The organism is Nostoc sp. LEGE 12454 (genome assembly GCF_056620565.1).
In genome coordinates, this window is record NZ_JBWQXL010000010.1 from 137,452 (window position 1) to 162,772 (window position 25,321).

26 protein-coding genes are annotated in these 25,321 nt (G+C 41.5%); 13 read left to right on the forward strand and 13 right to left on the reverse strand.

Annotated features, from left to right (window positions below):
* Positions 1–1,407 precede the first annotated feature (1,407 nt).
* Positions 1,408–1,626, reverse strand: coding sequence for a hypothetical protein (locus AC1F2U_RS13670; RefSeq protein ID WP_480261603.1), 219 nt, complete (start codon positions 1,624–1,626; stop codon positions 1,408–1,410).
* Positions 1,627–2,162: 536 nt separating this feature from the next.
* On the opposite strand from AC1F2U_RS13670, the gene AC1F2U_RS13675 reads away from it, so the two are divergent.
* The 4 genes from AC1F2U_RS13675 to AC1F2U_RS13690 all read left to right on the forward strand — a co-directional run bounded on the left by AC1F2U_RS13675 (position 2,163) and on the right by AC1F2U_RS13690 (position 5,670).
* Positions 2,163–4,322, forward strand: coding sequence for a Tex family protein (locus AC1F2U_RS13675; protein WP_480261604.1), 2,160 nt, complete (start codon positions 2,163–2,165; stop codon positions 4,320–4,322).
* Positions 4,323–4,335: 13 nt separating this feature from the next.
* Positions 4,336–4,689, forward strand: a complete 354-nt coding sequence (locus AC1F2U_RS13680) for a 2Fe-2S iron-sulfur cluster-binding protein (RefSeq protein WP_480261605.1) — start codon at positions 4,336–4,338, stop codon at positions 4,687–4,689.
* Positions 4,690–4,952: 263 nt separating this feature from the next.
* Complete coding sequence (locus AC1F2U_RS13685; RefSeq protein ID WP_335187480.1) at positions 4,953–5,348, forward strand: phage holin family protein; 396 nt, start codon at positions 4,953–4,955, stop codon at positions 5,346–5,348.
* A gap of 130 nt (positions 5,349–5,478) precedes the next feature.
* A complete protein-coding gene (locus AC1F2U_RS13690) occupies positions 5,479–5,670 on the forward strand; it encodes a YqaE/Pmp3 family membrane protein (protein ID WP_100898558.1) in 192 nt (63 codons plus the stop codon).
* A 446-nt stretch (positions 5,671–6,116) separates the two neighbouring features.
* Here AC1F2U_RS13690 and AC1F2U_RS13695 read toward each other — a convergent pair whose 3' ends face one another.
* On the reverse strand, positions 6,117–6,917 hold the full coding sequence (locus AC1F2U_RS13695; RefSeq protein ID WP_480261606.1) for a histidine kinase: 801 nt from the start codon (positions 6,915–6,917) through the stop codon (positions 6,117–6,119).
* A 191-nt stretch (positions 6,918–7,108) separates the two neighbouring features.
* On the opposite strand from AC1F2U_RS13695, the gene AC1F2U_RS13700 reads away from it, so the two are divergent.
* The 3 genes from AC1F2U_RS13700 (at position 7,109) to AC1F2U_RS13710 (ending at position 8,855) form a co-directional block, all read left to right on the forward strand.
* A complete protein-coding gene (locus AC1F2U_RS13700; protein WP_480261607.1) occupies positions 7,109–7,333 on the forward strand; it encodes a hypothetical protein in 225 nt (74 codons plus the stop codon).
* A 55-nt stretch (positions 7,334–7,388) separates the two neighbouring features.
* A complete protein-coding gene (gene petJ / locus AC1F2U_RS13705; protein WP_480261608.1) occupies positions 7,389–7,724 on the forward strand; it encodes a cytochrome c6 PetJ in 336 nt (111 codons plus the stop codon).
* A gap of 111 nt (positions 7,725–7,835) precedes the next feature.
* The gene (locus tag AC1F2U_RS13710; protein ID WP_480261609.1) at positions 7,836–8,855 is read left to right on the forward strand and encodes an aldo/keto reductase; all 1,020 of its coding nucleotides are present in this window, start codon (positions 7,836–7,838) and stop codon (positions 8,853–8,855) included.
* Positions 8,856–9,221: 366 nt separating this feature from the next.
* Here AC1F2U_RS13710 and AC1F2U_RS13715 read toward each other — a convergent pair whose 3' ends face one another.
* Positions 9,222–9,548 carry a hypothetical protein gene (locus AC1F2U_RS13715; RefSeq protein ID WP_480261610.1) on the reverse strand — a complete coding sequence of 109 codons (327 nt, stop codon included), beginning with the start codon at positions 9,546–9,548 and terminating at the stop codon, positions 9,222–9,224.
* A gap of 45 nt (positions 9,549–9,593) precedes the next feature.
* A complete protein-coding gene (locus AC1F2U_RS13720; RefSeq protein WP_480261611.1) occupies positions 9,594–10,067 on the reverse strand; it encodes a DUF4385 domain-containing protein in 474 nt (157 codons plus the stop codon).
* Positions 10,068–10,142: 75 nt separating this feature from the next.
* On the opposite strand from AC1F2U_RS13720, the gene AC1F2U_RS13725 reads away from it, so the two are divergent.
* The 3 genes from AC1F2U_RS13725 to AC1F2U_RS13735 all read left to right on the forward strand — a co-directional run bounded on the left by AC1F2U_RS13725 (position 10,143) and on the right by AC1F2U_RS13735 (position 11,601).
* Entirely contained in the window at positions 10,143–10,610 is a 468-nt protein-coding gene (locus tag AC1F2U_RS13725) for a VOC family protein (protein ID WP_480261612.1), read from the forward strand.
* Between the two features lie 36 nt (positions 10,611–10,646).
* On the forward strand, positions 10,647–11,225 hold the full coding sequence (locus AC1F2U_RS13730) for a Uma2 family endonuclease (protein WP_480261613.1): 579 nt from the start codon (positions 10,647–10,649) through the stop codon (positions 11,223–11,225).
* A 79-nt stretch (positions 11,226–11,304) separates the two neighbouring features.
* Positions 11,305–11,601 (forward strand): hypothetical protein, encoded by a 297-nt coding sequence (locus AC1F2U_RS13735; RefSeq protein WP_480261614.1) that lies wholly within the window; start codon positions 11,305–11,307, stop codon positions 11,599–11,601.
* Positions 11,602–11,639: 38 nt separating this feature from the next.
* Here the strand turns inward: AC1F2U_RS13735 and AC1F2U_RS13740 are convergent, their stop codons facing one another.
* On the reverse strand, positions 11,640–12,353 hold the full coding sequence (locus AC1F2U_RS13740; protein WP_480261615.1) for a Uma2 family endonuclease: 714 nt from the start codon (positions 12,351–12,353) through the stop codon (positions 11,640–11,642).
* Positions 12,354–12,418: 65 nt separating this feature from the next.
* Positions 12,419–13,168, reverse strand: coding sequence for a class I SAM-dependent methyltransferase (locus tag AC1F2U_RS13745; RefSeq protein WP_480261616.1), 750 nt, complete (start codon positions 13,166–13,168; stop codon positions 12,419–12,421).
* A 6-nt stretch (positions 13,169–13,174) separates the two neighbouring features.
* Between AC1F2U_RS13745 and AC1F2U_RS13750 the strand changes: the two genes are divergently transcribed.
* Both AC1F2U_RS13750 and AC1F2U_RS13755 read left to right on the forward strand, forming a co-directional pair.
* Entirely contained in the window at positions 13,175–13,993 is an 819-nt protein-coding gene (locus tag AC1F2U_RS13750; protein WP_480261617.1) for a class I SAM-dependent methyltransferase, read from the forward strand.
* Positions 13,994–14,170: 177 nt separating this feature from the next.
* Complete coding sequence (locus AC1F2U_RS13755) at positions 14,171–16,435, forward strand: cation:proton antiporter domain-containing protein (RefSeq protein ID WP_480261618.1); 2,265 nt, start codon at positions 14,171–14,173, stop codon at positions 16,433–16,435.
* Positions 16,436–16,736: 301 nt separating this feature from the next.
* Here AC1F2U_RS13755 and AC1F2U_RS13760 read toward each other — a convergent pair whose 3' ends face one another.
* From AC1F2U_RS13760 to AC1F2U_RS13785, 6 genes are all read right to left on the reverse strand, one after another.
* On the reverse strand, positions 16,737–18,149 hold the full coding sequence (locus tag AC1F2U_RS13760) for a TolC family protein (RefSeq protein WP_480261619.1): 1,413 nt from the start codon (positions 18,147–18,149) through the stop codon (positions 16,737–16,739).
* 117 nt (positions 18,150–18,266) lie between these two features.
* Entirely contained in the window at positions 18,267–18,938 is a 672-nt protein-coding gene (locus AC1F2U_RS13765) for an ABC transporter ATP-binding protein (RefSeq protein ID WP_292725985.1), read from the reverse strand.
* Positions 18,939–18,975: 37 nt separating this feature from the next.
* On the reverse strand, positions 18,976–20,256 hold the full coding sequence (locus AC1F2U_RS13770; protein WP_480261620.1) for an ABC transporter permease: 1,281 nt from the start codon (positions 20,254–20,256) through the stop codon (positions 18,976–18,978).
* Positions 20,257–20,278: 22 nt separating this feature from the next.
* On the reverse strand, positions 20,279–21,898 hold the full coding sequence (locus tag AC1F2U_RS13775) for an efflux RND transporter periplasmic adaptor subunit (protein ID WP_480261681.1): 1,620 nt from the start codon (positions 21,896–21,898) through the stop codon (positions 20,279–20,281).
* 100 nt (positions 21,899–21,998) lie between these two features.
* The gene (locus AC1F2U_RS13780) at positions 21,999–22,529 is read right to left on the reverse strand and encodes a hypothetical protein (RefSeq protein WP_480261621.1); all 531 of its coding nucleotides are present in this window, start codon (positions 22,527–22,529) and stop codon (positions 21,999–22,001) included.
* A 383-nt stretch (positions 22,530–22,912) separates the two neighbouring features.
* Entirely contained in the window at positions 22,913–23,533 is a 621-nt protein-coding gene (locus AC1F2U_RS13785) for a TetR/AcrR family transcriptional regulator (RefSeq protein WP_480261622.1), read from the reverse strand.
* A gap of 145 nt (positions 23,534–23,678) precedes the next feature.
* Here AC1F2U_RS13785 and AC1F2U_RS13790 point away from each other — a divergent pair, with 145 nt between their 5' ends.
* On the forward strand, positions 23,679–24,572 hold the full coding sequence (locus AC1F2U_RS13790; RefSeq protein WP_480261623.1) for a tetratricopeptide repeat protein: 894 nt from the start codon (positions 23,679–23,681) through the stop codon (positions 24,570–24,572).
* Positions 24,573–24,790: 218 nt separating this feature from the next.
* Here AC1F2U_RS13790 and AC1F2U_RS13795 read toward each other — a convergent pair whose 3' ends face one another.
* On the reverse strand, positions 24,791–25,195 hold the full coding sequence (locus tag AC1F2U_RS13795; protein WP_289796406.1) for a response regulator: 405 nt from the start codon (positions 25,193–25,195) through the stop codon (positions 24,791–24,793).
* Between the last annotated feature and the right edge of the window lie 126 nt (positions 25,196–25,321).

Sequence of the window (25,321 nt, forward strand, 5' to 3'; positions counted from 1 at the left end):
AGGTGTAGCCCGCACTTCTCTACGAGACGCTCGGCGTAGCTTGCTTCCACGAAGTGGTACGATAAGCTTAGTGACCATCGTAGACATCGCTGATGTTGAACTCTGATTCCACCCACATATTCAACAGATGCACCTAAATCAAAATGGATTAGCAGAATTTTTGATTAATCCATTCATTAACTTTCTATCAGTTGTATCCTGCTGTAGAAATCTTTTGAAGATACTATTGATATTCTCAAGCTATAAAACCTAGTTGGATTGAGAAATATTCTCTATTTGCTCCAAAAAAGTGGATTAATGTACTGACATATCATAAAATTTCTCCCGGCTCACAGACATATCTGTAATCTTGGCTGGCAATTAAGCCGATTTATAAAAGTAAAAGTTTTTACTCAAATTGAGTATGTATACGTGCTCTTTTTGGGCATGGGAACACAAGAAGTAATATAAGTCTGACTGGCTGCGTAAATCAATAGAGAGATAAATCAATCTACACTACAGTAATACGCTTTACAGGTTTATGGGGAATTTTAGTGAATGTCCAAATGGAGCTTTTTTACAAAACAACTAATGCAAACTAGACTTGGCTAATCAACTTTAAATTGAGATTGCTTGCATTGAATTTGAGATATTTCTACACTATCTAGTATTAGGTTTGCTTGACTTTTCCGCCTAATTTTATTTAAATAAGCTTTTTCCTCCAAATTTATTGCTACATGTAATTACTTACTAGAATACCACGAGAAAGGCATGTTGCAAATTTATCGCTATACTTTATCAAAAATTTATCTACTGACAAATGCATTTAAACAAAAACTTCATAAAATAAAAATCTCCCTCTCTCCCTCTATTATGAGTTTTTGCCTTGGAAATTTGTACATTTATGAAGTAATTTATGGTAATAAACTTTTATAAGCAAAGAGTTAGTATTAGACTTGATAAATGCAAAGCTAAAAAGCCAATGTTGACCCAAGGAAAATTGAAATTCGAACAAGACTACTTGCGCTGATAATATCACACAATGTTACACTAAATTACAGCCTGAATTTTTAGATGATAATCGAGAGTTTGAATTGGTTTTTATGTCTTCACAAAAATATTCATCTAAATTTACATATTTCAGATAGAGTTAGTACTCTGCCAATTTCCTTCGCTGGGTAGAGGCTTTTTTATTATTTGGATTGATTATCCTCATAGAAGTCTGTTGGTAATAATGATTAACAATCCAAACTGAATCTGCCAAGATACTAATGCTTGATTTTATATCAAGCTAATCGCTGCAAAGTATGCAATTTCAATAGTACTCTTTTTGAACAAGCAGGCAGTAGCTCAAACAGTACATAGTGGTATAAAGAAAAACAATGCTAAGTTTACTTGGCTGGATAGAGGTTTCTTTAGGTTGTTTTCCTATTGTTTGGACTCATTATCCTGCAAAAGTCTGTTGGTAATGACAAAGACAATGATTAATAATCCAAACTGAATCTGCCAAGGTGCTAATACTAAACTTAAAATAAAGCTAATGGCTGCGAATACACCTGCAAGATATGCTATTTCATCAGTACTCTTTTTGAACAAGTAGCCTGTAGCTAAAGCAGTACATAGTGGTATCAAGAAAAACAAAAGCATTTTACTAACCTCTGAACTAAAGGTTGTAGTGTTTTTAGAACAAATTTTTTGGAAGTGTGGTTAATCTTACATCCAATAAGGTTTTGGCTACAACAGTCTAGCGAAATAAATATTATAGAAAATCAAGATTACGCAAGGTTGTATTTTATGCCAATTGGAATAATTATTGCAATAGATGAAGCGCCAAAAGCTTGACAACTCTTTTTTCTGTGTTTAAGTGTGTGCGTAGCAAGCTTTGAAGTTTTGTACAAGATGCTACAAGATATTATGTAGTCTTTAGTAACAGACAATTCCTGTGGGTGATGCTACTTTTGTCCTTCTCCTGAATCAGCCAAGCTGCGCTGTGCTAGACAAATTCTCATTCATCTACGCGGATTGAAAGGGTTATAAAACTTGCGTAGGTGGGTTTTGTCTATTTCGCCAATTACACTCTTGCGAGCAATCATCTGGTAAATTAGCTTAAAACTTTGGCCTTGCGCCAGGATAAGGATCTAGCATATTACCTTTAGAAGTAGCATTTTCATTTTAGACACCTAATGCTGAACATTCCTCAAATACTGGCAACTGAAATAAACCTCAAATCCCATCAGGTGCAAAACGCGCTGGAACTTTTGGCGGAGGGTGCAACAATTCCCTTTATTGCACGTTACCGCAAAGAACGTACCGATGAGATGAATGAAGTGCAACTACGCGAACTGGCCGATCGATATACTTATTTAACAGAACTGGAAGAACGAAAATCGGTGATTTTAAGTGCGATCGCCCAACAAGGTAAACTCACAAATGAACTCAAAGCTAAAATCTCATCCTGCTTACAAAAAACCGAACTTGAGGATTTATATCTACCCTATCGCCCAAAACGACGCACCCGCGCCACTATCGCCAGAGAAAAAGGACTCGAACCATTAGCAGAGTTCATCAAGTCGTTAAATGTCAAAAATGGTGCCATTGCATCCTTAGAGTCAGAAGCGGCTAAGTATATTTCGGAAACGCAGGGAGTAAAAACAGCAGAAGAAGCACTCAAAGGTGCTGCTGATATTTTGGCGGAAGAAGTAGCTGAAAAAGCTGAGTTACGCGCGTATATCCGCGACTATCTTTTAGAAGAAGGGGTATTTGTCTCCCGCATCAAAGATGATTATCCTGAAGGTACAACCAAATTTGAGATGTACCGTAACTATCAAATTAAGGTAAAAAATATTGCACCACACAATATGCTGGCGTTGTGTCGAGGTGAAACTGAGAAAGTATTAAGCTTTGAAATTGCTTTCGATGAGGATACGATACTTTACTATCTTGAGTCGAAAGAAATCAAAACCAAAGTACGGACAATTCGAGATTTTTATCAGGCGATGCTGAAGGATGCATTCAATCGTTTGATGAAAGTCTCTCTTATGGGAGAGGTAATTTCTGATAAAAAAGTTTACGCAGACATAGAATCAATTAAGACATTTGAAACTAATCTGCGAGAGTTGCTGCTATCTGCACCAGCAGGAATGAAACCAACCCTGGCGATAGACCCTGGATTTAGAACTGGGTGTAAAGTAGCTGTTCTCGACCAAACGGGGAAATTTTTGGAATACCAAGCGGTTTTTCCCCACCAAGCGGCTGAACAGCGACTCAAAGCTGCACAAACTGTCAAAAATCTGATTGAAAAGCACAAAATTGAGTTAATTGCCATCGGTAACGGTACAGCGTCCCGCGAGACAGAGGAATTTGTCACGCAAGTATTGCAAAATATAGAACGCAAACCAGTTAAGGTGATGGTGAATGAATCTGGTGCATCTATATATTCTGCTAGTATTGTAGCGCTAGAAGAGTTTCCCGATTTAGACGTTACCGTGCGCGGTGCGATTAGCATCGGTCGCCGTTTGCAAGACCCCTTAGCGGAACTCGTGAAAATCGATCCCAAATCCATTGGTGTGGGACAATATCAGCACGATGTCGATCAGAAGTTGTTGAAAAAGAAATTGGATGACACTGTAGAAAGCTGTGTGAACTACGTCGGCGTAGACTTAAACACCGCCTCCAAAGAACTTCTGACATCCGTCTCTGGGATTACGGCAACAGTTGCCAATAACATTGTCGCCTATCGCAACCAGAATGGAGCCTTTAAAAATCGCCGACAACTTTTAAAAGTTCCGAAGCTAGGGCCAAAAGCCTATGAACAAGCGGCGGGTTTTCTGCGAATTCGCGGCGGTGATAACCCATTGGATAATACAGCAGTGCATCCAGAAAGTTATTCTGTAGTAGAAGCGATCGCATCCGATCTAAATGTGCCATTAAATCAGGTAACACAAATTGCCGAAAAACTCAAAAAGACCAACCTGAAGAAATATGTTACCGATAGCGTCGGCGAACCCACACTGCGCGATATCCTCAGCGAACTAGAAAAACCAGGCAGAGATCCTCGTGCTGAGTTTAAGTATGCCACCTTCAGAGAAGGAATTAAGGAAATCAGGGACTTAAATGTGGGAATGGAACTAGAGGGAATTGTGACGAACGTCGCCAATTTCGGTGCTTTTGTTGATATCGGCGTACATCAAGATGGCTTGGTGCATATATCCCAACTTGCTGATAGATTTGTAGACGATCCCAACAAAATTGTCAAAGTTGGACAAGTAGTCAAAGTGCAGGTGTTAGAAATCAACGAGAAACTCAAACGGATTAGTTTGTCGATGAAAGCAGTTAAACAATAATTAGAAACAGCAGATGGCAGTTTATCAAGTTCGATTTATCAATCCTACACTTGGGTTAGATCGCACCATTCCAGTACCAGACGATCAATATATTCTAGATATGGCGGAAGATGCTGGTATCCGCCTACCATCTGGGTGCAAACAAGGCGAATGTTCTGCCTGTGTCGCCAAACTCATTAGCGGTGAAGTCGATCAAAGCGAGCAAAAATTTCTGCGTCCAAGCGAAGTACAGGCTGGTTATGTTGTTACTTGTGTAACTTACCCTTTGTCTGATTGCACTTTAGAAACCCATCAAGAACAAATCTTGTATAAATCAGCCCTTTACTATCAGCCTGAGTCTGAAAAATCTAAGCGATCGCAATACTAATCAGTTAAGAAGATTTGTAGGTTGGGTTGTAGGTAGTGAAACCCGACAAAACGGTGAAAATGTTGGGTTTCGTTCCTCAACCCAACCTACCTCAGAGTACTTTTTTAAGTAAGACCTACGCAGTATTAAAAGCGCTATCTTTTTCTCAATGATCGGCCTAACGATAGAAGGAAATTCTATCTTGCAAGAGAGGTTAAAACCTAGCAGATAGTTGAAGATGAGATAAGAAGTTACAAAAAATCTTTAGTGATTAGGTAAGAAAAATGTTAACACCATTATTAACCGCCCTAGCTACAGCTTTGAGCCTGTTGATTGTTGATTTAGTTGTTCCAGGCGTTAATATTGCTAATTTTCCCGCAGCTATAATTGCTGCTTTAGTAATTGGTCTAATTAACGGTTCAGTTAAACCAGTTTTGTCTGCTCTTTCTCTACCACTTAACTTTCTATCATTTGGAGCATTTTCGCTCGTCGTCAACGGTTTGTGTTTCTGGTTAGCAGCAGTCCTAGTTCCTGGGTTCGCAGTTCGCGGAATTATTGGTTTCCTTCTTGGGCCAGTGATTCTAACTTTTGCTAACACCTTCATTAACAACTACTTTGTTGAAAGAAATCTGTTAACCAGTAGTGGCGAAAAAACCCAAGGTGAATTACCTTCTAGATAAGTATTATAAGGAGTAGAAAGACCAATCTTTTCACGTCTCTACTCCAAAGAAAATATCCGAAAGTGGATTTCCTAATTCGGTATATTCACCAGAATGTAATTAAAGAAACTCACAAAATCACGGCAAAATCATGAAATTAGTTCGTTTTCTTCTAGGTTTATTAGTGCCTCCTTTAGGCGTTTTTCTGACTGTTGGAATTGGCCCAACTCTGTTTATTAACATCTTGCTCACAGTTTTAGGTTGGCTACCCGGTAGTATTCATGCAATTTGGGTTATTGCCAAGCATGATGAACAACTGAATAGAGAAGGCAATATTTACTAATAGGCAAGATGAAGTTTAGGGAATCTTAAGTAGGGTGCGTTATGGTTTAAGCCGTAACGCACCATTTTAGTTTCTAGTAGAATTAGAAGTTATAAGACCTAAACCCCTTACCGAAGCGTGAAGGCCAGGGTGGTTTCATACAACCAGAAAAAAACTAAAACTGAGTTTCAAAACCTCTCCCCGAAACGGGGAGAGGGGTGAAAGGCCAAAGAAATCAAAATTTATGTATTTTTCTTTTTTCGTATGAAACCACCCTGCTTTTTAAGGGGAATTTAGGGGTATCTAAAAAGTTATGGGGCAAAACTAGTAGTTTGAAAATACGTCCTAACGCACCCTAAAAAAGCTGAGTCTTTAATAATTCTACAAATACATTTTTAGGGACACGGCAATGCCGTGTCCCTATTAAAATTCTATATGTATCAGAGTTTTGTGAAAAGCAGTCTACTCTACTTATGAATAGTTTCCCGCTCTTTAGTAGCAGGTTCCTTATCTTTGAATAAGTCAGCCGCCGTTAAGAGTAACTCTCTCAATGTTTGTTTGATTTGGCGCTCTTTTCTGGCTAGAGATGTACCAGCTTCACCCAGTTTATCTTCTAACTGCGATCGCTTCTGTTCTACCTGTACAGCCATCGATTCTGCTTGGGGACGAGCCTTATCGTACCAGTGTTTAGCCTCATCTAGATAATCTTGAACTTCCATATTCCGCCCACCATAGCGTGCAGCCATATTAGCTCGGACAATGGCTAGCTGCGCTTGCAGTTGCGCGTAACGTTTCTTTAACAATCCTACTTCTTCACTATCTTTAATAGCATTGACAGCAGAATCAATGGCAGTTTTGGTACTAGCTGGTTTTTCCTTACCCGTCTCTTCAATTTCTGCCAGAATTACATCAACCTCTTGTTGGAGTTGTTCTTCTTCACCATCCAATTGAGCCTGTAGCCGCTTAATATCTGTTTGAGTTTTAGCAATGTTCTCGTGTCTTTGACTATTAATTCCTTCCAGCGCTCCTTCAATGGAAGCTGTCACTTCATCTTTTAGTTCGCTGCCTTTTTCTTGAAAGTTTTCAATTACAGCAGAAACTGCATCTTTCACAATGCTGCGAACTTCAGTAGAACCTTGTTTAAACTCAGAAGCTACTTGAGAAACTGCGGATTTTACTATTTCTCGAATCCGCTCAGTTCTTAATTGTCCAGTTTCTTTTGCTTGTTGCAGGTCGGCTTGAATTTGTTGCTTGATATTGTTAGGCATTTTCAACTCTTGGGATTTAACTAATTTGGATAAAATTTTCTAGAAATGTTCCTACATCCATATTATGGCGTAGCCCGAACTGGCTCGGTACTTCCTTTAGATAGAAAATTGTAGTTCCAAAGAGGTGATGTGTAAGATGTTGCCCATTTGTGAGATGATGAATATTTATTGGTAGTAATTGGGAGTGAAATATGTGGCAAGTAAATATTAGTTGTTCTGATGATGCCTGGAAAATATATGGTGTTGATTTTAAAGCGATCGCAGAAAAATATCAAGGTGAATTGATTGGTTCAAAAAAAATGCCAGATGGTACGCGCATCATGTCTTATAAAATTGAGGATGTTAGTGATGCAGAGTCTTTTCAAGAAGATTGTGCAAATTTTGCTGGATTTACAACTGACTTTGAATCCCTTTAGTATTGCTTCTGATACTTATGCCTACAACTAGTATGTCCAAACCTGGAGAAGTTAATTGAAGAAACTACTTACATTAGTATTAGTAACGTTTTTGTTATTAATCAGTACTTTTACTTTGCCTGTTAGTGCAGCAGACACTGTTAACGGCGAACAAATATTTAGTGTTCATTGTGCTGGTTGTCATATCAACGGTAGCAACATCATCAGGCGTGGTAAAAATCTCAAAAAGCAAGCCCTGAAAAAGTATGGTATGGATTCAATAGAGGCAGTTACATCTATAGTTACCAATGGTAAAAATAATATGTCAGCCTACAAAGAGCGTCTCACTGAACAGCAAATTCAAGAAGTTGCTGCTTACGTTCTCGAACAAGCTGAAAAAGGCTGGCGTTAAAAAGTTAGGAGTTGGGAGTGACAAGTTAGGAATTAAGAATTATCAGTTATGATTTATCTATTAGTAATTGTGAAGTCTTCCCATTCCTAACTTTTCACTCATAAATTGAAAATGAACTTACCCGCAGCTAGTCGTCTCCAATTTACTCCCGATTTGAACATCTGCCGTATATTAAATGGGATGTGGCAAGTATCCGGCGGACACGGACAGATCAATCCCCAAGCCGCTATTGAGACTATGTTCAAATATGTAGATGCTGGCTTTACCACTTGGGATTTAGCAGATCATTATGGCCCTGCGGAAGACTTTATTGGTGAGTTTCGCTGTCAACTAATTGATACTCGTGGTAAAGATGCTTTATCTCAGGTGCAAGCCTTTACAAAGTGGGTACCTCGTCCTGGTAAAATGACGAAAAAACTCGTTGAGGAAAATATTGATATTTCCCTGAGAAGAATGAATGTGCAATCGTTAGATTTGATGCAATTTCACTGGTGGGAATATCAGGATAAAAATTACCTGGATGCCCTCAAATATCTGGCAGAACTTCAGACTGAGGGTAAAATTAAGCATCTAGGTTTAACTAATTTTGACACGGAAAACTTGAAGATTATTACCGAAGCAGGCATCAAGATCGTTTCTAACCAAGTGCAATTTTCGCTTATTGACCGCCGTCCTGAAGTTAATATGGTGGAGTTTTGTCAGCAGCATGACATAAAGCTTTTTAGTTACGGTACGCTGTGCGGCGGTTTGTTATCAGAAAACTATTTGGGTAAACCGGAACCGCGAGGATTTGATCTCTCCACTGCTAGTTTGAAAAAATATAAAAATATGATTGATGCTTGGGGTGGTTGGCAATTATTTAAAGAGTTGCTGGCTATCCTGAAGGAAATTGCTAATAAGCATAGGGTAAGTATTTCCAATGTGGCAGTGCGTTACATTTTAGATCGGCCAACTGTGGGCGGTGTGATAGTTGGTGCCAGACTTGGTGTCTCTGAACATATAGAAGATAACGCCAAAGTATTTAGTTTTAGTTTAGATGAAGACGATCGCGATCGCATCAATGCAGTATCTCGCCAATCACGCGATTTGTACCAGCTTATCGGCGATTGCGGCGACGAATATCGGCGATAATTTCGGGAAAAAGGTGATAATACGGTGAAGGTTACTGTGGAAACCACTGCTGCAAACCATCTGCTTAAACTTTACCTTCGCCCTCAGCTAGGGTGTACACACAAGTCATCAGTTTTATCCTAATACGCTTGGGATAAGGCAGAAACCTCTCATGTAGAGACGCGATTTATCGCGTCTAAAAAACTGACACGTTAGAGAGACAAGGGTAAATCGCCGTCTCTACAAAGAATGGACTCGTCAATTACTCTGCCGTAAAAGCAAATACCGCCCTTAATGCTTCTGAGCGAAGAGTCGGATAGATCGCTTAAGCAACTATAATTATTGCTGGATTACTGAGTGAGGAAATGCGATCGCGTTAATCTTAAATTAATTGGCGACAATGTAAAAAGTTTCTGCAATCAGTCCTCTTGACTCATTTACGAAGCTCAGAGGTTCATTCACGAAGCTAAAAAGTTCATCAACGAAGCTCAGAGGTTCATCAACGAAGCTCAGAGGTTCATTCACGAAGCTCAAAGGTTCATCGACGAAGCTCAGAGGTTCATTCACGAAGCTAAAAGGTTCATCGACAAAGCTCAGAGGTTCAGCGACGAAGCTCAGAGGTTCATCAACGAAGCTCAGAGGTTCAGCGACGAAGCTCAGAGGTTCATCAACGAAGCTCAAAGGTTCAGCGACGAAGCTCAGAGGTTCATTCACGTAACACACTCTCCGAAAGCCGCTCAATTGAAAGTTAATAGTGCTTTACTCTAGCTCATACATCTGCTTATGTTTAGCTAAAAGCTGGAGATATCTCTCATTTGTCTTTGCTTCTACCCACTTGGCTTTAAATATTGCTGCTGATTCCGCTTTAACTGGGTCTACTTCATACGGAAGAATCTCTTTTTTGGAATCTGAATCTTCCGAATTTTGTTTATACTTCCTGCCGCTTTTATGATTAGCATAACGGCGAGAGCGAGTATAACCCATTTGGATAAATTTTCGTGCCATATCTGCGCCGACAAAATCATCTTTCTCTAAATAATCAAGAAAAAGCTCGTAGATTTTTTCACTCGACTCTCTAGCAATCTCAGGAGTTTTGAACCGCCAGTAGGGAAGGATTTCTGATTTGTATGGTTCTACCAAAAGTACACCCTGTTCACCCTTACCAACACGATAGAGTTCAGGATGTTGGCGAAAATCAATAATTTTAAAGTCTAAAGAATAATCAAAAGCCATGATAGATTTTTATTAGAAATAGTAAACTTTAAAAAAAAGTTCAACTTCTATCTAAGTATTGAGATTTATTTGATTATGCTATCTAGCACCCAATCTGTGAACAGTGTCCTTGCGCCAGGAAATCTGCGTAAAGTGCATCACATTGCCCTCAACGTTAAGGATATGCAAGCTTCCCGCTACTTTTATGGCACAATCCTGGGTTTGCATGAACTCACAGGCGACGAAGTACCCGCAACGCTAGTGGAACTTGTCGCATCTGGGAAAGTAGCCAACTTCATCACCCCGGATGGTACAATCCTGGATTTATTTGGGGAACCAGAATTATCACCACCAAATCCAGACCCCGAAAAGACTTTCACTAGGGCTTACCATCTCGCCTTTGACATCGATCCGCAGTTATTCGATCGCGCGGTGACAGTAATTAGAGAAAATAAAATAGCGATCGCACATGGCCCAGTTACTCGTCCTACTGGTAGAGGAGTGTATTTTTACGATCCAGATGGCTTTATGATTGAAATTCGTTGCGATCCAGAAGTCCATTAAATAATTATTTGTCAGCAAAAAACGGGAAATACTTCTATGACAGCACTGACATTAAACCTTAATTCAATTCTTAAACTGACAAGAGAGCAGTTTTATCAGCTGTGTGAAGAAAACCCCGATTTACAACTAGAACGCAATGCCCAAGGAGAACTAGTCATAATGCCACCGACGGGAGGAGAAACTGGAAGAAGTAATGTTAATTTAATTTTGCAATTAGCATCATGGAATGAACAAAATCAACTAGGCGAAGTTTTTGATTCTTCCACTGGATTTACTTTACCAAATGGTGCCGATCGTTCTCCTGATGTTTCGTGGGTTGAAAAATCTCGTTGGGATAGTTTGACAAAAGAACAAAGAGAAAAATTTATTCCTTTCTGTCCTAATTTTGCGATTGAAATAATGTCGTCATCTGACGCTTTGAAAAAAGTTCAAGAGAAAATGTATGAGTATATGTCAAATGGGTGTCGTTTAGGTTGGCTAATAAATCGAAAAAAACAGGAAGTAGAAATTTATCGTCCTGAACAAGATGTGGAAGTTTTAAAATCACCTCAAACTATTTCTGGAGAAAGTGTTTTACCTGGTTTTGTACTAAATCTGACAAAAATTTGGAGTTGAAAAATTCAGAATTCAGGAGCGTCTCCGGCTCCACTCCTGACTACTGCCCTAGCTCTTAACAAACCCTACTTAATTTACTATGGCCGCTAAAATCACGGAAATATTTAAAGTAATTGAAGACACGCTCGCAAAACCACCAATTCCACACGAACCATACAAGCAATCATTGAAAGCTTGGGCGATGTATTGTTTGCGAGACAAAGGTTTTATAGTCGCTTATGCTCAAAATGCCGACTTTGCCATTGAAAGAAAACGTGAAGAAAAGCTATATTTCAAAGTTTCAAACAGCCCCGATGATTTAGATAATTCTCTTAACTGGATTGTTTGGGATAGTGTAACCAAAAGCGCCAGTCTCATTCCCCAAAAAATAGACTGATGCCAAAATAGTCATCAAATCTTTCCCTGATTCTGTAACTATTCTGACTCCTGAATTTTGACTTCTGAATTCTGATTAGACAACTGCTGCACAAATATTTGATGTTCTAGTGAATTTAATCCCAACTGCAACACAGTCAATACTTGTTGCATATTGCCAGCAATTAAATCGGACATTGATAGCCACAAACCAGGGAAAACTTGACTTTTGATAATTCCATCTGCGTCCACTTCTAAGGATATATATTCTCCTTGTTGCAGGCTAAACCAATCTAATTGGTTTTCAAATATTTGCCAAACAATATATTCTTTTACCCCATTCCGACCATAAACTTTTTTCTTATCATGTAAATCAATAGCAACACTGCTAGCTGCTATCTCTATTACGAGTTCTGGCGCACCTTCGATGTAGTCATCACCACTCAAACGAGATTGTCCTTGAGCTATTGGTGTGATTAATAGCACTCCATCTGGTTGCGGTTCATTGTCTCGATCTAAGCGGACTGTTGGCTCAATTCCTAATCTCACACCAGGGGTTGATGCTTCATAAACTCCCAACCAAGTGATTGTATGACCATGTGGTTCAGCATGACTTTCAAAGCGTAATGGGGATGCCAAGTATACAACTCCTTCAATTAATTCTGCCTTTTGATGATGGGGCATTGCTTGATATCGCCGTTCAAATTCGTAGCGAGTGAGGCGATCGCCATTTTCTAAATGAGGAATTCGCTGCTTGAATGATAGGTTGACCATTATTTTCCGCTCTGGCAAGGAGTCTTACTTTATTATGGCTTGAAACCTGAATTACGAATTACGAATTACGAATTAGTGTTGGGTTTCTCAAACACAATTAAATGCTGTTTAGGTAACAAGTTTTTGGTTTCACGCCAAACCAAACCAACAGCTTGCATTTCTTTGCGGACTTGCTTTTGAGTCATTTTGTGCAGACCTTTTATCAGAATAAAGGGATTTTCACCTCGGTACTCAACCAGCACTACCCGACCACCTGGTTTAAGTGCTTTGACAATTCCTTGCATCACTTCTTGAGGATACTCAAGTTCATGGTAGGCATCTACCATCAACGCCAAATCGATACTTTCAGATGGTAAGTTGGGGTCAGTAAAAGTGGCTAAAACAGGCTCAACATTAGTGATATTTTTCTCTTTTTTAAATAACTCAATGATTTCTAACATTTCTGGTTGAACATCTACAGCTAACACCTTACCTGTTGTTAATAACGGCGCGATGCGAAAGCTTAAGTAACCTGTACCAGCGCCAATATCTGCCACCACATCATTAGGTTTCAGATTGAGGAGGCTGGCTACCTGACTTGGCTGTTCTTCTCGCTCTCGGCTGGGACGTTCTAGCCAGCCAGCGCCCGTGTATCCCATAACTTGGGCAATTTCGCGCCCCATGTAGTATTTGCCGATACCATCTGGACTATGGATTATTCGTTGTTCGTAAACAGTACTAGATGAAGTTACGGCTTGTGCTGTCAGGGTTGGATTCAGCAGCAAGCAACTCAATATCACAATAAAAGTTACTATAAAGTGGAGAAAATTTAACATTTGGTTATGACCGATCTAGATAATTATAAACAGCAACTAAGAGAATTTTATGGTAGTAGAACGACTTATGACCATGAAAAAGATACTCGCCATCCTCTAGAAGCCAAGCTTCTCATTGAATTTGTACCGCTAAATTTGGGACAGAAAATCCTTGATGTGGCGACGGGAACAGGTTTAGTTGCGATACCCGCCGCTGAAAAAGTTGGTTCAGATGGCTCTGTAATTGGGATTGACATGACTCCTGGAATGTTGCATCAAGCAAGACTCAAGATTGCAGCAGCAAGATTACAAAACATCGAGTTGATTGAGGGAGATGCAGAGTATTTAAACTTTAGTGATAGTAGTTTTGATGTTGTCTTTTGCTGTGAGGCAATTGTACTTTTTCCTGATATCCTTGCTATTTTGCAAAAGTGGTATCGCTACTTGAAAACAGGAGGGTATGTGGCATTTACCTGTCCTCCCGAAACTGCTATTATGGCATCTCTTCACCAGAGGATCTACGCTAGGGTTTTAGGTGTATCGCTACCACATATCCTTGAACCACTGGGAACTCCAGAAAAATGTCGAAATTTGCTCAATCAGGCAGGTTTTAGAGATATCGAAATTAAGATCGAACCATCAGGACGTTATCGCCAGCTTAGGGATAGCAGATTATCTGAGACAGTCATTAAGATAAATTTGAAAGGTAATCCCCTGTTGTCAACATTATCACCAGAACAATTAAATCAGTTACAAGTTGAGTACAAAGCAGAAATTGAGAAACTAGCAACCGATCGAGGTATTTGGGAAGACACTACAAAGTTCTTTGTTCGCGCTCAAAAATAAGTTGATGAGCAAAGCTTTGTTCCTGAACTGACAGCTTCGGGCGATCGCGCATGATAATCTTGCGGTTAATAATAACAATGACAGTTTAAGCTTCTAGACCGGTGTGTAAGTAAACATTTTCAGGATTTACTTGAACAGCCCCTTTAAAAATTTGTAATCCAACCTTTGGACGCTTATATGCAAAACCTGTCCCTAATGTTAGTGCCTGTACTCGCTGCCCAGAAAGCAGCAGGTGACGGTTTAATTAAACCTCTCGGTCATCACGAGCTGCTGTTGGTGCTGGTACAGCTATCACTATTGCTTCTCGTAGCGCGGGGATTAGGTGAGTTGATGCGCCGGATTAACCTACCGCCTGTTGTTGGAGAATTACTGGCGGGTGTGCTGCTTGGCCCTTCTCTATTTGGTTTACTTCTTCCCGACTTACAGGCGCACATCTTTCCCAAAAGTCAAGAACAGTCTAATTTACTTTCGGTGATTTCTTGGTTAGGCGTGTTATTTTTGCTGATTGTGACTGGGTTGGAGACGGATCTCAAGCTGATTCTTCGTAAGGGTAAAACGGCTCTTTTGATTTCACTGGGCGGAATTATTATCCCGTTTATCACCGGATTTGGACTGGGTTGGCTATTGCCAGATAATTTTTTAGCCGACCCAGAAAAGCGATTGGTATTCAGTCTGTTTATCGCCACAGCAATGAGTATTTCAGCAGTACCAGTGATTGCAAAGGTGCTGATGGACTTAAACCTGATTCGCCGTGACATTGGTCAAGTCACCTTAGCTGCTGGGATGACTGACGACACCATCGGCTGGATTTTACTTTCTGTGGTTTCAGGTTTAGCTAGTAGCGGCAAATTTGACCTGGGGACAATTTTTCATTCTGTAAGCGCGGCTATATTATTTTTAGCGATCGCCTTTACAATTGGGCGTACCATTGTAGACCAGATTTTGCGCTGGGTTGATGACTATGTTGGTGGAATCGCCGCGAGTATGTCGGTTGTGCTGATTCTTTCGCTCTCGGCAGCAGCACTTACCCACGCATTAGGTCTAGAAGCAGCATTAGGTGCTTTCGTGCTGGGGATTCTAGCGGGTCAATCCCGCCGCTTTAGCAATGAAGCTGGACACATGTTAGAAGTCTTCACAGCAGCCTTTCTAGCGCCAATTTTCTTTGCCTCAGCTGGCTTGAAAGTTAATTTACTCGCTCTGTTAGTCCCTCAAACATTGATATTTGGCTTGATTGTTCTCGCTGTCGCCTGTGTTGGCAAATTTACAGGTGCTTACCTTGGTTCTCGTGCGGGCGGCTTGAGTCATTGGGAAGGTTTGGCGATGGGTTCCGGGATGAATGCTCGCGGGGCGATGGAAATTGTCGTTGCCACCATTGGTTTATCTTTGGGAGTGCTGAATCCCCAGATGTACTCGATTATTGTTATGGTGGCGATCGTCACTTCCCTAATGGCTCCACCCCTGCTGCGCTGGTGTTTGTCGAAGGTGGTTATGGGTGAAGAGGAAGCTCGACGTTTGGAACAAGAAGAACAGGATAGCCGTAGCTTTATCAAGCAGATTCACCGTATCTTAATACCTACTAGTGGTGGCCCCAACATCCAACTGGCGGCGCAACTAGTCGGTTACATGGCTCACCAAAACTCGATAGAAGTTACATCTCTATATGCCCTGAGTGATAAGCAACCTCAAAGCAAAGCCCGCCGGATGGAAGCGACGCAGGTTAAAGATACTGCCGCAGACCTTGCTCTGGCTGCTGTGACTGAGGAAATGCAGCTACCTGCTGATACCACCTTGCAAACAAAAACGGAGTCGGGGCGTAATAAAGCGGAGGTAATTTTGAATGAAGCAAACAAAAACTATGACTTGATTGTACTGGGAGCTTCGGAACAGATCCGCCCCCAGAAAGCATTGTTTAATTTGCTTGTCGATCGGGTTGTTCAAGAAGCGCCTTGTGCAACGATGGTGGTAAAGTCGCACCTACCCCAATCGAAAGGCGAGATATGCAAAATTCCTCAACAACAACTCAAAAAGATTTTGGTGCCAACGGTGGGGACAGAATATAGTAAAAATGCTGTAGAGATCGCAAGTACGATCGCAGCTCAAACCGGAGCATTAGTAACGATCGTTAACGTGATTAATTTGCCACAGGTTGAGTATATTCTTTACGAACAGCGATCGCTAGCTCCAGTGAAGGAAATTGCTCACGATATGCTCGAACAGCAAGCAGAAATTGCCCGCAATCTGGGTGCTGATGTCAAAACCTATATTCTTCAAGGAACCAGCCCAGAAAGAGAAATCCTCAAGTTTGCCAAAACCCAGGAAGTTGACCTAATTATTTTAGGGAGTAATATCCGCATGGTTACGGGTCGCGTTTTCTTCGGTCATAGAGTCGATGCAATTCTGAGTAAAGCTCATTGCCCAGTAGCAGTAATTACTGTGCCATAAGAGTGCTAAGTGCTAAGTATAAACCCAGTCGATCTAAAGCTTTGAGCAATCAACACTGTCCTAATACCAATTGGAAAAAAGAATGCGACAAGTAGATCATTTGTAGAGACGCGATGAATCGCGTCTTTACCTAAGAATATGTTGCAATCATTAATTGAATTGGTATAACATATCAAACTACAGCTATACATTTATTTGATAGACATTGCAAAAAAGAATGTAGAGATGTAGCAGTGCTACTTCTCTACAAGGGTTGTTGATAACGCATATTTAATTTCACGAGATATCTAATGATTTGGTCTTAGCGCGAAGCTCTGGATGTTACCGATCTTTGTAAATTAGCTAGAGCGCGATTGTAATCCAAAATAGCTGCGACGCGATTACCTTCTGCTCTTGTCAGGTCATTTTCAGCATCAATTACCTCTGTTTGAGTACCCACACCAGCTTGAAACCTCAACCTTGCTAAATTCAGAGCTTCTCTTGCTTGATTTAAAGCCACACTAGAAGTCTGCACATTATTTAAATTGGATTGCAATTGAGCATAATACTGTTCTACATCAAAGCGAATTTGGTCGCGCTGGCTAGCAAATTGAGTCTCTGCGATCGCAATATTAGCTCTCGACTGAGCCGCCCTTGCTCTTGCTGCTCCCCCTTCAAATAAAGTTAGATTTCCTTGAAGTCCTACTGAATAGCCATCAGTAATGCTCGCGCCATCATTATACCGATCTAGCAGATTGTAGTTGCCTACCAAACTAACTTGCGGCCCTAGCTGTGAAAGTGCCTGCCGTCGCTGTTGCTCGTAAATATTACGTTGTCCCAAATACTGTTGCAACTCTGGACGATTTTGAAACGCTTGGACAATACTTTGTTCTACCGTCTGCGACCAAAGACCTGCTAATTGTACGGGATCTGAGGCACTGATATCAGATGACTGCGATAAACTTAACAACGTGGCAAGCTGACGACGGGCTATTTGCTGTTGTGAGATCGCATTAGTAAGTAGTTGTTGGGCGTTTGCTAAATTCACCTGAGCTTGCAGCACATCGAACCGCGTCCCCACTCCAGCCTGTTCTCTAGCTTGAGTATCCCGTAAACTAGCCTGGGCATTGATCACAGCAGACTGATTAATTCTGACTTGTTGATCTGCTTGTTGCAAATCGTAGTATTGAGTTGTGGCATTCAAGCTAATTGTCAAAGCTTGACTTTCAACATTTAATTCATCTACCCGTAGCTGTTCTTCTGCGGCTCGGATAGTCGCTAGTGTGTTCCCAGAACTATAGAGATTATAATTCAGTTGTGCTGAACCATTGAAAGAGGTGCTGGCTTGAGATGAATTGTTACTAAAACCATTACCATTATTAGTCACACTACTATTTATTCCCAAAGTCGGAAATAAGGCAGCTTGAGACTCGCGTAGTGCCGAACGACTGCGTTCTAGCTGTAATATAGCTACTTGTAAGTCTCGATTGTTGCGTTTTGCGAGTTCTAAAGCTTGTGCCAAACTGATTGGTACAGTTCCCTGAATCCTTACTTCCTCCGGTTTAGTCGGAAATTGCAGAGGATTGGGGCTGGGGTTGAGGCGATCGGGAACTTGTACAGAGCTTGAAGAATTCTGTGCTTTTGGCGGAGTTGCTGCACTTGCTGCATTTGGAAGAAGAATCGCGAATGCGACAGTAACCCAGGTAAAATGCACGAATAATAAGCTGAAATTCATAATCTAGATATAGTAATTAATTAGGTTTTTTTGAGGATATAATCAAAAGTTTTCATCCTGATTGACCTACAGAGATTTAAATCTTAAATTCTTCCTCCAAGGGTTAATCTTAACAAATTAGCCGACAATCAAACCATCCTGAACTCGGATAATCCTTTGGGTTTGAGCAGCAATATCAGGTTCATGAGTGACAATCACAATTGTGATCCCTTGGTTATTAAGTTCAGTCAGTAAACTCATTACCTCATGGGAGGTTTCAGTATCTAAAGCTCCTGTTGGCTCATCTGCCAAAACTAATGCAGGTCGGTTGACCAAAGCACGAGCGATCGCTACCCGTTGTTGTTGTCCGCCAGAGAGTTGACTGGGACGGTTAGCGATGCGTCCCCCTAATCCTACCTTTTCTAAAGCTTCTAATGCCCTTTCCCGGCGTTTTGGCTTGGGTAAGTTAGCGTAAACCATTGGCAACATAACATTTTCCAACGCTGTCGCCCGCGCCAATAGGTTAAATTGTTGGAACACAAAACCTATCCTTTGGTTGCGAATATAGGCTAATTCATCATCATCAAAAGTCGTCAGGTTTCTGCCTTCAAAAATATAGTCTCCAGTTGTGGGACGATCAAGACATCCCAAAATATTCATCAGCGTAGATTTACCCGAACCTGACGCACCCATAATCGAGACATATTCCCCTTCCTCAATAGAGAGTTCAATTCCCTTGAGTATGGGAACACTAACTTCTCCTAAGTAGTAGGTTTTAGTAATAGATTCCATCCAAATCATGGTTGGCATAAGAATTACGAATTACGAATTACGAATTACGAATTATTTAGTCACTTCTCAAAGCATTGATTGGATCTAATTTAGATGCGTTTCGTGCTGGAATCACGCCAGCGATTAAGCCAACGGTTAACGAGAGTACAAAGCCAGCAACAATCGACAAGAAAGAAATTACAAAGGGAAATTTGAAAACGTTTGCAGCCACAAAGGCTAATAAAACACCAGTCACCATCCCAATACCTCCGCCGACAATAGAAATCACTATCGCTTCCGCTAAAAATTGATTGAGAATGGCTGAATTAGTGGCTCCTACCGCTTTGCGAATCCCGATTTCTCGCGTCCGCTCAACCACAGAAACTAGCATAATGTTAGCAATACCAATACCACCAACCACTAGAGAAATTCCTGCGATCGCTACCACCATGACTGTAAATAAACCCACAATACTAGTAAAGGTACTAACAATATCAGCTTGATTAGTCAGCCGAAAATCATCAGCTTGTGGCGGATAAATGTTATGACGCAGCCGTAAAAGATTGGTAACTTGAAACTGAGCGGCTTCTAACTCTTCCTGATTAGCGCCTTTGACTAGAATTCCATTTACAGAAACACCTACCAGAGCATTGTTCCCAACCAGTCTTTTCGACATACTAGTTAGAGGAATAAAAATCTGGTCATCTCGATCCATCGGCCCCTGAGCGCCTTTAGGTTCCATCACCCCAATCACTTCATAAGCCTCTCCTTGAATCCGAATTTTCTCGCCGATCGGATTTTCACCCTGTCCAAAGAGTGTTTTTTGAACTGTAGGGCCAAGAATGGCAAACTGTGCGGCAGTATCTAGTTCTTCCTGAGTAAAATATCTCCCTTGTTGGGGGTGAGTATTTCTGACTTCTGGGTAGTTCAAATCAGTGCCATAAATGGTTGTTGAGGTGTTCTGTCCTGCATAGACAACTTGAGCAGTCCGTTGGAGATAAGCAGAAACCATCTGTGCTGATGGCGCTTGTGTAGCGATCGCCTTTGCATCTTCCCAGGTCAAGGTACTGCTAGAACCTACTCCTTGACGGACATTCCCGCTTCTTGCTGCACCCGCTAAGATTTGGATCACATCTGTACCCAATGCTTGGATCTGTTGCTCAACCCCTTTTTGCACTCCCTGACCGACAGAAGTAATGGCAATAACTGAAGAAATCCCAATAATCACGCCCAACATAGTTAGACCTGTGCGTAATTTGTTACTCCACAGAGTCTCTGCCGCCATTGTCAATATTTCCAGCAATGGTACTGTGCGGGTATTCTTAACTTTGTAAAAGCCCTTAAATCTCTTAAACATAATGTTCTATTTAAAACTAACTTTAAGGGGAACCACTGCCTTGAGAACGACCGCCACCGCCAGAACTGCCGCCGGAACGACCTCCGCCGCCACCTGCTCCTCTTCCGCCGCCACCACCACCGGCTCCTCCACCTCCACCTAGACCAGGGAAAACTCCTCCTCTTGGTGTTGATTGCGGACGCGATCCTGGTGGGAAACTGAGCAATACCCTTTCGTCTCCTGTCAATCCAGACTTAACTTCGGTAAAGTTATTCGCGGTGACGCCAGTCTCAATGCGAGTGAACACAGGTCTGTTATTTTTTCCTTGCACAAACACGCCTGTGGCATTTTCTTGGCGTACCACCGAGGCTGTTGGCACTACTAAAACATTTTGAACCTGACCGACTTGAAAATCTACTTCTGCATTCATCCCAGACCGCAGTAGTCTTTGAGGGTCTGAAAGTGATACTCTCACTTCAAAACTGGTGACGTTTTGCTCTACTATTGCTTGGGCAGCAATTTGGCTGACTTTACCTTCAAAGGTCTTTCCTGGGTAGGCATCTGCTTTAATCGAGACTTTTTGACCAAGGCTGATTTTGGAAATATTTGTTTCCGCTAAATTGGCGACAACTTCATTTGTAGAAGCTAGAGACAAGATTGAAGAAGAAGAAGAAGAAGCTACTTCACTACTGGCAGTTGTGGGTGTCACGAAAGCGCCGGGATCGGCATATTTCTTTGTCACCACACCATCAAAGGGTGCGCGAATAATCGTGTCATTGATTTCGGCTTGGATGTTTTGCAGCGAACCACGAGCCGATGTTACCTGGGCGCGCGCTGCATTAATATCTTCTTGGCGCGTTCCGGCTTTCAAAAGTGCTAAAGCTTGCTGTCTCTGCTTCACTACAGCTCGTGCTTGCTCAACGTCTTCGGGACGCGATCCGGCTTTTTGCAGAGCCAGTGCTTGCTGTGCTTCATTTACATTAGCTTGGGCGCTATCGCGATTGGAGCGGTTTTGGTTGAGAGTCTGAAGGGAAATACCACCTGCATTGTAAAGTTGCTGATTGCGAGCAAAATCATCTTCTGCTTGGCGAAGGGCGGCTTGAGCGCTTTGCAAGCGTGCCTGTGCTTGGGCAATATCTTGAGAGCGATTACCTGCGATCGCTTTTTGCAAATTCGCTTCGGCTTCGTCTAATGCTCCCTGTGATTGGGCAATATCTTGAGGACGATTACCTGCGATCGCTTTTTGCAAATTCGCCTCGGCTTGTGCCAATTGTCCTTGTGCAGAGGTAAGTTGCCCCCGCAGGTTGGAATCATCCATGTAAGCGACAATCTGTCCTTGTTTGACGATATCTCCTTCTTTCGCCAACAGGCTTTTCAAGATGCCGGAATTTTTCGGGCTAAGGTTGATTGACCGCTCAGGCTTCACCGTTCCGTTCGCTGTAACTGTAATTGTTAAACTCTGCCTTTCTACAGGTCTTGTCAGCACCCGACGGCTGGCTTGTTGACGGGGAGCAACCGTTACTTGGTAATAAACGGCATAGCCAATTCCACCCAAAAGGCAAAGAGCAATTAGCCAAGAGAGCCAATTACGTCTGCCCTTTTTTTTCTTTACCTCTGGAACTAAAACTGATGAATCTACGGTATTTGGTGTATCAATTTTCATATCCATTTTGTCTATAAGGAACGGCTACCGAGCTAGTTATTCACGGCTAAAACTATAGCCTGGTAGCCTAATACTGACAATGATTTTGATCTTTTAGTGTTTAAAGGTTTATTTGCAGTACTAATCCACTAGGAAGTCTGAAGTAATCATCACGCACTCTCACTAATCTCCCAGCAGGAACAATTTCCTGATTGGGAAGCAGAATATCCCCGTTAGGAAGTCTGAAGTAACCTCGATCGCGCAGTCTGACTATGGATCTAGCAGGAATAATTTGCCCATTGGGATATCTGATATCACCATTACCAAGTCTGACTACTCTGCTATTAAATTGGTTGTCACGATTCCAATTGTCCCGATCTCTAGGGTTTCTGACTTCTACAGGATAGGGTCTGCGATCGCGGTTCCGATTATCCCTGTCTCTATTTCTGACTTCTCTAGAATTGGATCTGCTGTCGCGGTTCCAATTATCTCTGTCTCTAGAATTGGATCTGCCGTCACGATCCCAATCGCGATCGCGATCGCCACCAACGTAGACTTTCGTCTGGGCACTTGCAGGCGCAGTCAAGAGAGTAGGAACAATTATCAGGGCAGCAGCAGCTAAGACTATCGATATACGGTTTGGTTTCAACATGAAATTGACTCCTTATTTGTATTAAATTTCTAGTTTGCTGAAGTTTGAATTCAGCAATCTTTAGAGAGTTGTTTTTGTTTTGGCATTAAGGTATTTAATATTTACCTCGTCGTATAAATTCATACATAATAATTATCGATCGAAAAGTTGAAACCGATGTATGACGAAAGTCACTAGTAATTCCAGGCTGATGTATGACCAAAGTCATCAGTTTTTTAAGTAGGGATTGAGAAATTAAGATCCTAATCTCTAACTCCTATAAAAGTTTTTATGTATTTGCACCACATCTGTCTTAGGGGCGCAAGGTCTTGCGTCCCTAAGGCGTATTTTATTTACTTGAAAATAGCTGTAATACCTAATTCCCCACTCCCTATACTCCCTATTTAATCTTGGCTTGGTACAATTCCTTGCCAGACAATATCCACAAGACTCTGAACAAATACTTCTGTGACACGATCTTCAGAATTTAATGGTAATTCGATAGTTGATATACTGGCTTGAGACGATATCTGCTCTACAAAAACGTAGTTCATCAGCGATCCTAGTAAAACATGAGCCACTGTCTGGGGATCGCAAGGGCGGAGCCGACCAAGGTCGATCTCACGCTCTAGGAAAGCAGTCAGTGCTTTTACATCTTGCATAGGTCTTGATTCTTTATCTCCAAATTCTGGGAGCGCATTTCCTCGCGATCGCAGCATTACGATCAGAGGCAAAACCTGACGATGGAATTCCATAATCTGGAGACAAACCTCGATTAGGTTTTCTTTGAGATCGCCTTTACCAGAAAGAGATTCCAACTCGCTCACCCAAGCGGGTTTTTCTGGAATTCCCATCGCCGCAAAAAATAATTCTTCTTTCGTTGAGAATCGCTTAAAAATTGAAGCTTCAGAAATACCAGCTTGTTGAGCAATTTCTAAGGTTGAAGCACCAAATCCTTGTTGTAGGAAAACCTGACGAGCTGCTTCTAAGATTTGCTGATTGGTGATTCTGGATGTACGAGCCATAAATAAGTAAGTGCTTACTTATTTATATATTGGTTTGATTATCGGGATGTCAAGAACTAATGACATAAGATTTTGCTACCGCCAACAGCGCAGATCGTTTAAGCTAGCTGAAAGATTCTTTGATTAGTGGCTTAAAGGCGGTAGTGTGCCTAAACATGTTCGTTTGATTTCTCTTTTAATGGTGTGTAGTTTATGGAGTATGCCAAAAGCCGCTAACGCGCAGGCATTAATACCCCATACATTGCAACTAGATGCGACAAAGTTAGAAAAGCAGGGGTTGAGCTTGGCACAAGAGGCGGCTCAACTAGCTCAGTTTCAACAGGTTGACTTAGCTTTGCCACGAGCGCGACTGGCTAGTCAACTGGCTCCTGGGAATGATAAAGTGTGGTTGCTGTTAGGTGGATTGCAACTGCAAACGAAAGAGTTTGATAGCGCGATCGCTAGTCTGAAAAAAGCACAATCTATCAACCCTAAAAATGGTGATATTCTGTTTGCTTTAGGTTCAGCTAATTTTCAGCAGAAAAATTACCAGGCTGCTGTTGTCAATTATCAAGATGGTTTGAAATTAAAACCCAACGATCCAGAGGGTTTATTTGATTTGGGTAATGCTTACTATTTGCTGGGTAAATTGCCAGATGCGATCGCACAGTACGATAAAGCCGTCTCCCAAGATAAAAAATTCTGGCCGGCGCTCAACAACATTGGCTTAATCAACTACGAGCAGGGTAATATCCCGGAAGCGATTAAGCGATGGCAATCTGCTGTAACCCTTGAAAAACAAGCGGCAGAACCTTTATTGGCCTTGGCAGTGGCACTATATACTAAAGGCGATCGCCAACAAGGACTAACCTTGGGAGAAGCTGCACTCCGTATCGATTCGCGCTATGCTAATTTGAATTTCCTCAAAGAAAATCTCTGGGGCGATCGTCTACTGTCTGATACGAAAAAATTCCTAGAATTACCACGTATTCAAGCAGCTATACAGCAACCAGCAAACTCATCATCAGCGCCTACGCCTAGAAAACAGCCTACTCAATAAGAGCAGGGGAGCGGGGGAGCAGGGGAGCAGGGGAGCGGGGGAGCAGGGGAGCAGAGGAGCAGAGGGGAAAGAGGTAATTTTTTTTCTTCCTATTCCCTATTCTCCATTCCCCACTTGCCTAATAGTACCTTTTCGTAGTACATCTATACTAGATAAATACAGGAACTATTGCCCAAAAACATTGGCGGGCGAGTATTCCTGAAATAAGTCTTTAATTCTCAGTTTTCGTCTGTGGGTAGAAGTGCGATGATTTGGTCAACGAACTGTTGATGGTCAACAACTGGCTTAGAAATGTAGCCATCAGCACCGCTTTGCTTGAGAAAGTTCTCGCGATCGCCTTCCATAGCATGTGCTGTCACCAGAATCACAGGTAAGTTTGCTGTTTTTGGATCGGATTTTAACATTTGTGTAATCTTAATTCCATCAACAGACTTGCCTTGGTAAACACTTCTGGAGAGAGAAACATCCATCAAAATCAGGTCGGCTTCTCCTGATTGGGCAATTTTGATGACTTCTTCGACATTTTCAGTGTGTTTTACACCCAAGCCACCACGCTTGGACAAAATTTTGGAAAAAACACGAGCATTAATTAGATCGTCTTCGACAATTAAAACAGTTTTCATGAGAATTTTAGTTATAGAGGTGAGGAGATTCAAGAATTCCAGAATACAAAATTAAAGATTTGCAATCATGGTAAGTATCATAGCTACTAAGTTTATGTAGATTATACTCGTGTGCATCCTTTTTAA